Origin of the sequence: Anaerotignum sp., from assembly GCF_031981185.1 — a bacterium.
In the GTDB taxonomy this organism is placed as follows: Bacteria; Bacillota; Clostridia; order Lachnospirales; family Anaerotignaceae; genus Chakrabartyella.
The window spans coordinates 195,389-202,070 of the sequence record NZ_DALYUL010000002.1 but is presented as its reverse complement, the minus strand read 5'-3'; the positions used below and the strand labels follow the sequence as shown (position 1 = coordinate 202,070).

Here is a 6,682-nt window from a genome sequence, read left to right as displayed (position 1 = left end):
AAGCAAGTGAAAGAAGATTCAATATTGGCCATTCCTGTATATAACGACAGCGGAAACATTCTGTTAAACGCAAATACCATATTAAAGCAAACATATCTTAAGAAGTTAGAATTACTTGGATATGTAGGTTTATATATTTATGATGATATTTCCAATGGAATTGTTGTGAAAGAATTGCTATCTGAACAGACCAAGAGAGATACAGTTTCCGCATTGAAATCATTAAACCTAGATTCTTGCCGTTTGATGGCACATTCTATTGTGGATGAATTACTGGATAAATCAGATGTGTCATATGACATGGTAAATATTGCGGCGTTTGATAATTATACTTACATTCATTGTATTAATGTGTCAGTCCTATCAGTTATCGTTGGCATAGGCATGGGCTTAAATTATTCACAACTGAAATTCCTTTCCGAAGCGGCACTGTTTCACGATATTGGAAAAGTATCTATAAGTCTGGACATTTTGAATAAAAAGGGCAAGCTTACAGAGGAAGAAATGAATATTATGCGTCGTCACTCTGAAGAAGGCTATAATATGCTGAAAGAGAACTGTATGATTTCAGGTTTAGTAAAAAATGCAGTGTTATCCCATCATGAAAATGAAGATGGAAGTGGATATCCCCGTCAATTAGCAGGCAAAAATATTCATATCTTTGCAAAGATAATTCATGTATGTGATGTTTATGATGCGCTGGTGTCCAATCGGGTTTATAGAAAGGCTATGAATCCTGCGGATGCCCTTGAATACTTGATGTCAAATTGTTATATTATGTTTGATATTGAATGTGTAAAAAAGATTTTAGAATATGTTTCACCCTATCCCACGGGAATTTCTGTTGAGCTTTCCAATGGGCAAGAGGCAATCGTTGTTCAGCAAAATACCAAACACTATTTAAGACCTAAGGTAATGATTACTGCAACTAGGGAAGAAATTGACTTGATGGAAGTTTTCAATTTAACCATATTAAAGATTTTGACTTAGAAAAACAAGCTCCCTGTTTCTCGGGTATCAGCATTTTTTAGAAAGCTGAATTGAGAAACAGGGAGCTTTTTATTTAGACTTGACTTTTTTAAGTAAAATAATATGTAGCCTTAAAGAGAACAATAACTTAAAAGCCCCACAAAGCTTGCGGCCTATTCTTGTCTAAATTGCGCTAACACCACTTTGGCGAAGCACTGGAATGTATCACCGCTTCTTTTCTCTGCATTAGGTATCAAGTTGAAAAAGCAACTGGGCATTTCCTTTAACTTGAGATTTTTAGCAATGCAGGGTGTACAACCCTGACTGTGTTTACTAGGATGTAAAGGACATGATAAGTTCTGACAAGTACATATTTTATTGAGGGCATCCATGGTATCAACTCCTATTGTTTTTATCTTTGCATCTATGATACCTATTTTTGGCTATGGTGTCCACAGAAATAGAAAGCGCCTGAAGCATTATGTGCAAGATTGTAATTAGGTTTTACACAGCTTTTATAAGAGTTAAGATAAATTCGTTTTATTTCATCTTTTTGGTGTGCATGATGACTTTCATTCATTTTACCTGAGGCAAAGAAAAAGGGTCGTTTTACCGAACCCAATCTCAAGCTTTATCTGTACTCAATAACTTCTATGCCATTTTTCTTGAAAATTTCATATGCATGTTGAATTTGGGCTGCTGTGGGTGTAGTAAAGTCAATAAACTTTTCTTCTATTCCCAAGGAAATATATTTTGCCTTGCCCAACCCGTGGTAGGGAAGAAGCTCAACATTGGCCTTAGGTAGATTTTCCTTCATAAATTTTACAGTTTTTTCCATATTCTCATCACTTAAGTTTACTTCAACAATTGTTGGGATTCTAATTGTCATTGGAACCCCTACGTCATATATTTTTTTTGCATTTTCTAGAATGATTTCATTACCACAGCCTGTATATTCTTTATGCTTTTCGCTATCCATATGCTTAAGGTCGAGAAAAATATGACTAAATTTGGGCAACAAGTCTTTCGCTGTTTCAAAATCAAAATATCCGCAGGTTTCCACCCAGCTTTCAATCCCTAATTCTTCAAAGCGATTTAATAAAACCCGCATAAATTTATGCTGTAGAAAGGGTTCACCTCCTGAAAAAGTAACCCCTCCTCCTGAATAACGGAAAAATAATGCATCTCTCTCTATCTTTTTCACCAGCGCATCCACACTCATCTCATTGCAAGCGATGTCCAAGGCTTTTTGTGAGCAAACCCCAACACATTTTCCGCATGTAGTGCAAATATCATTAGCACGTTCCATTTTACAGGGAACCAGGTTCATTGGACAGACATTGGCACATTTCATGCACCCAATGCATTTATGCCGATAAAAAACTAATTTACTTTTTGTTGTCCAAGATTCTGGGTTGGCACACCATTGACACCGCATATTGCAGCCTGCAAGAAATATGGTGGTTCTTACGCCATCGCCATCATGTATAGAATAGTCCTGCATTTGAATGACAATACCGCTGTTTGAGCATTCTCCCATAATAACCTCCTATTGTAGACGCCTAACTCCGAAAGTAGCAGGCGTCAAACTTTATAGAAATCAATTAAATATCAAACTGCTTCCCGAATAGAATCCTTAGGATGGGCTTTGCCCATTTCAGAAGCCTATTTTATCAAAGGGTGTCGACTTTATCGACACCCCGACGCCTGCCTACAAAGGAGCAGGCCATTATTTTATATATTACATTGTTTCGTGGGCTGTTCTTGCAATAATCGCTTCCTGCATTTCTGGAGAAAGGTTTACAAATTGAGTACTATAACCTGCCACACGTACCAACAGATCTTTATAATCCTGGGGATTTTTCTGTGCTTTGCGAAGTACCTCTGTGGAGAGGGTATTAAATTGTACATGGAAAGCACCAAGAGAGAAATATGCTCGAATGATATTGCCCAGATCTCTTCTGCCCTTAGGTGTTTTTACCATTTCCTCGCTCAGTCGCAGGTTCAACAGGGTACCTCCGGTATGAACATCATGATTCATTTTTGCGCTGGAACGCATTGCCGCAAGGGGGCTGCTAACGTCACTTCCTGCATAAGGAGAAACGCCCTCGGTGATTGGCTTTGTTGCCTCTCTGCCACAAGGGGTGGCTCCGACAATTCTTCCTGTTGGAATGTAGTTAGAAATTCCCATGAATGCCGAGTTAAAATTGGAACCAAAGATATCTTTATGGGCTCTGGTTTCCAGATAATAATAGTTGGCAATTTCTCTTGCAATGTCGTCCACATAATCATCATCATTACCGTATTTTGGGACACTTAATGCCTTTGCTCGTAATTCTTCATAGCCCACCCAGTTTGCATTCATGGCATGATTGAGTTCATCCATGGTGGTTACTTGATCCTCAAAAACAAGTTTTTTAATAACCGCAAGAGAGTTTGCTACTACTGCAAGGCCGATACCTGTAAGTACAGGACCAACGTTGTAGTGGGCACCGCCACAGGAAAGGTCTTTACCGTTTTTGATACAATCCTCAACACAGGTGGAAAGGAAAGGGCGGGGAACAAGCTGTGTATGCAATTTCTGCGCCACAACAGTTGCCACAACACTATGATAAATTAAGTTTTTCATCTGTTCCAAAGTTGCATTTTTTACTTCTTCAAAGGATGAATAATTCGCAATGGGCTTTGCATCCAGACCCATTTTTTCCCCTGTGAGTCTGCTTTTTCCTTCGTTCAGTGCATATTCCATGGCAGCGGCAAAGTTAATATTTACGGCAGCGGTCCATTGCCCTGTTTTACGGAAATGGGGAACTACACAACCGCAATTGCTCCAATCTCTTGCATCCTCAGGTTCATAACCGGCTTGCAGAAGCATTTGCGCACCCGCCTGATCATTATGGATTGCAGGGAAGCCTGTGCCTTTGCTGACAAGCTCTGTCACAGCATCCAAGAATTTCTGAGGGCAGTCAGAATGAATTCTAACGCTGAGACCAGGTTGATGGGTTTTCACTTTATCTGTGGCTTCTAGGCAGATATAAGAAAGCTCATTGGTAGCGTCGGAACCATCTCTTTTACGTCCGCCAACAGTAAGGTTTTGGAATTGGTTATAACCTGCAAAATAACCCGTTGTATTTGCAGAAATTGTCCAAACCCATTCAGAGAATTTTAACCAAAGAGCTTGCACCAACTCTTCCCCATCTTCCTTAGAAATAACGCCTGCTTTCACATCAGCGTCATAATAGGGGAACATATATTGGTCAAATCTGCCTGGGTTAAGTGCTAATGGATTTTCGGAAATAATTGCCCCAAGTTGTACAAACCATACAAATTGCACTGCTTCATGGAAGGATTTTGGGGGATTTGCAGGAACGTTTCGGCAAACCTTTGATATTTTCAAAAGTTCAGCTTTTCTTTCCTCGTTCTGCTCTTGGTTAGCCATTTGTTCTGCCAAATCAGCAAATCTTTCAGCAAAGCGCATAATACCTTTGCTAGTTAATATGGTTGACTTATAAAATGCAATTTTATCAAAATCTTCAGGATTTGCAAAATCTAATTCAGCTAATCTTTCTTCCGCTTGCTTCAAAATACCCTGGAAGCCTAAAGGGAAAAGAACATCCTGATAATCTGGGGTTACTTCGCCAACAGCCTGGCGCCATTTTGAGTCATTATCAACAATACCTGTATCCACTGCGATTCTGGCAGTTTCTTCAGGAAGAATAGATAGAAAATGTTCTTCAAGGGATTTTCCTTTCCAGTAAGGGAAGATATTCTCACGAACGTAGGCTCTTTGTTCATCGGTCATTTCATAAGGATCTTGAGGACGTTTATCAAACATGTCCATTTCCTTGTCTACCCATTTCCAAGAAAATTCGGGTGTCAAAATGCCGTTTCTTCTAAACTTACCGGCTGTTCCCACAATTAACTCATCTTCAAAGATTTGAATATCAAATTCATTGCAAAAATCATAAAAGGCTTGTGCTCTGCGAATGGGGGTAGGCATACCCTCTGTGCGCTTATGGGATTCTGTAAAAATTCTAGCTCTTTCGATACAAACAGATGGTTTTGAATTTACATAGTTTTGTCTTAATCGTTCAATTCTTGCAGTTGTATTCATATTGACCCTCCTTAATGGATTAAATAAACAGTCAGATGATTGTGCGGGGGTAACAGCTATTTTTTATTTGGGAAAAGATGTGACAATGAAAAAAACGTATGTTATAACGCACAACTTATAGTCTTAATATTGCATTTTTTTTCGTTTTTGTCAATATCATTTTTGCCCAATTATTTTGCTAAAGTTAGATTAATACTTTTTCTGTATGCATTATAAAAAAAAGACAAAAATCCAAGGATTTTTGCCTTTTTTTATTTTATTTATATCGAATCACATTATGAAATATTACCTCATCATTTGAAGGGTTTGCATAAACATGGTTAGAATCCCCTTGAAAGGACAGAGCAGCATCTTTTTGCAAAATATAAACCTTATTATTGATTGTCATTTGCAATTGCCCTTTGATTATTACAATGTATTCATTTAACACATTTGTGTGGGGGAAGGATTCATGCCGACAATGGGGCTTCATGTGTATCTGCAAAAAATCTAACCCTGAAATTGGATCAAAGGGAAAAATGTTATAAAGTAGCATATCTCCATTTTCTTCTTTTATGGGATAGATATCGTTAATGCTTAAAATATTATTTTCGGTTGTGTTTTGTGAAATAAAATTGGAAAAGGTGACTTTATAACCGGTGGATATTTTCCAAAGGGTAGAGATGGTAGGAATGGATTCACCTCGTTCAATTTGCCCAAGCATTGCTTTGGAAACCCCTGTAAGGCGGGCAGCAGTGTCTAGGCTGATTCTCATTTCTGTTCGGATTCTTCGCATTTCCTTTCCAATATCAGGGGGTACACTATACATGTCTATCTCCTCTATTTTTATAATTTACCAATATCACTTGACTATGAATTACTTCATTATATCAAAAACAAATTTTCTAGGCAACTTTTTTGCTGTTGACCTGTATGTTATAGCCCCAAAATACTGTAATAAGAAAAAGCAAATGAAAAAATATGAGCTGAAAAAAATTGTGGCTCCAAAGAGAGGTTTGTAACAAATATGTTACAAATTGGAAATTGTCATTTACGTTGCCAGAAAGCTATAGTATACTTGTTGTGGTAAAATATGTAATAATGTGTAGGTATAGGGAATGCCAAAAAGTGATTTATCCGATAAAAAGGGAATTGATTACTGAAATTCAATTATTTAAAGGGGGCTTATTATGAGTAAAAAAGTTATCAGTTTTTTATTAAGTATTTGTTTGCTGATTTCGGCAACTGCTACGGCTTTTGGAGAGAATTCATATTCCTTTGAAAAGATAGATGACGATTATGCTGTACTGATAGGTAAAGTAACAAAAATTTCAGAAGATAGGATTAAGCTTTCAAAAATAAGCGATGGACTTTGGAGTGAGATTGTAGCGGGAAGAAGATCTGATTATAGGTATATCAAGGATCCAACCAATGAGGATTCTTTCATTCTTGATACCACAAATTTCGATGAGAATGAGTTTCATAATGGTGATGTGATTAAGGCTTACTTTTTTAATAACTCAACGAGTAGAATGAATGAAGATGGAGAAGAGATACCCCGTAAGCTTTTCATGTATCAACCGAATGATAAGAAAATTACCATTGAAGATAAAGTGAAAT

General features: G+C 37.5%; 6 protein-coding genes. 2 read left to right on the top strand and 4 right to left on the bottom strand.

Translation table 11 applies throughout. The annotated features are described in order from the left end of the window. On the top strand, positions 1-990 hold a 990-nt coding region (locus RTK36_RS01980; RefSeq protein ID WP_312043778.1), incomplete at its 5' end, for an HD-GYP domain-containing protein. Between the two features lie 152 nt (positions 991-1,142). On the opposite strand, the gene RTK36_RS16660 is transcribed toward RTK36_RS01980, so the two are convergent. The 4 genes from RTK36_RS16660 to RTK36_RS01960 form a co-directional block, all read right to left on the bottom strand. Then, positions 1,143-1,361 (bottom strand): DUF6485 family protein, encoded by a 219-nt coding sequence (locus RTK36_RS16660; RefSeq protein WP_312043776.1) that lies wholly within the window; start codon positions 1,359-1,361, stop codon positions 1,143-1,145. A 239-nt stretch (positions 1,362-1,600) separates the two neighbouring features. After that, positions 1,601-2,509, bottom strand: a complete 909-nt coding sequence (locus RTK36_RS01970) for a glycyl-radical enzyme activating protein (RefSeq protein WP_312043774.1) — start codon at positions 2,507-2,509, stop codon at positions 1,601-1,603. Between the two features lie 201 nt (positions 2,510-2,710). Continuing rightward, positions 2,711-5,083: a glycyl radical protein gene (locus RTK36_RS01965; protein ID WP_312043772.1), complete on the bottom strand. Its 2,373-nt coding sequence runs from the start codon at positions 5,081-5,083 to the stop codon at positions 2,711-2,713. Between the two features lie 256 nt (positions 5,084-5,339). Next, complete coding sequence (locus RTK36_RS01960) at positions 5,340-5,891, bottom strand: helix-turn-helix domain-containing protein (protein ID WP_312043770.1); 552 nt, start codon at positions 5,889-5,891, stop codon at positions 5,340-5,342. Positions 5,892-6,252: 361 nt separating this feature from the next. Here RTK36_RS01960 and RTK36_RS01955 point away from each other — a divergent pair. Continuing rightward, positions 6,253-6,682, top strand: a 430-nt coding sequence (locus RTK36_RS01955) for a hypothetical protein (protein ID WP_312043768.1), incomplete at its 3' end; no start/stop codon positions are given.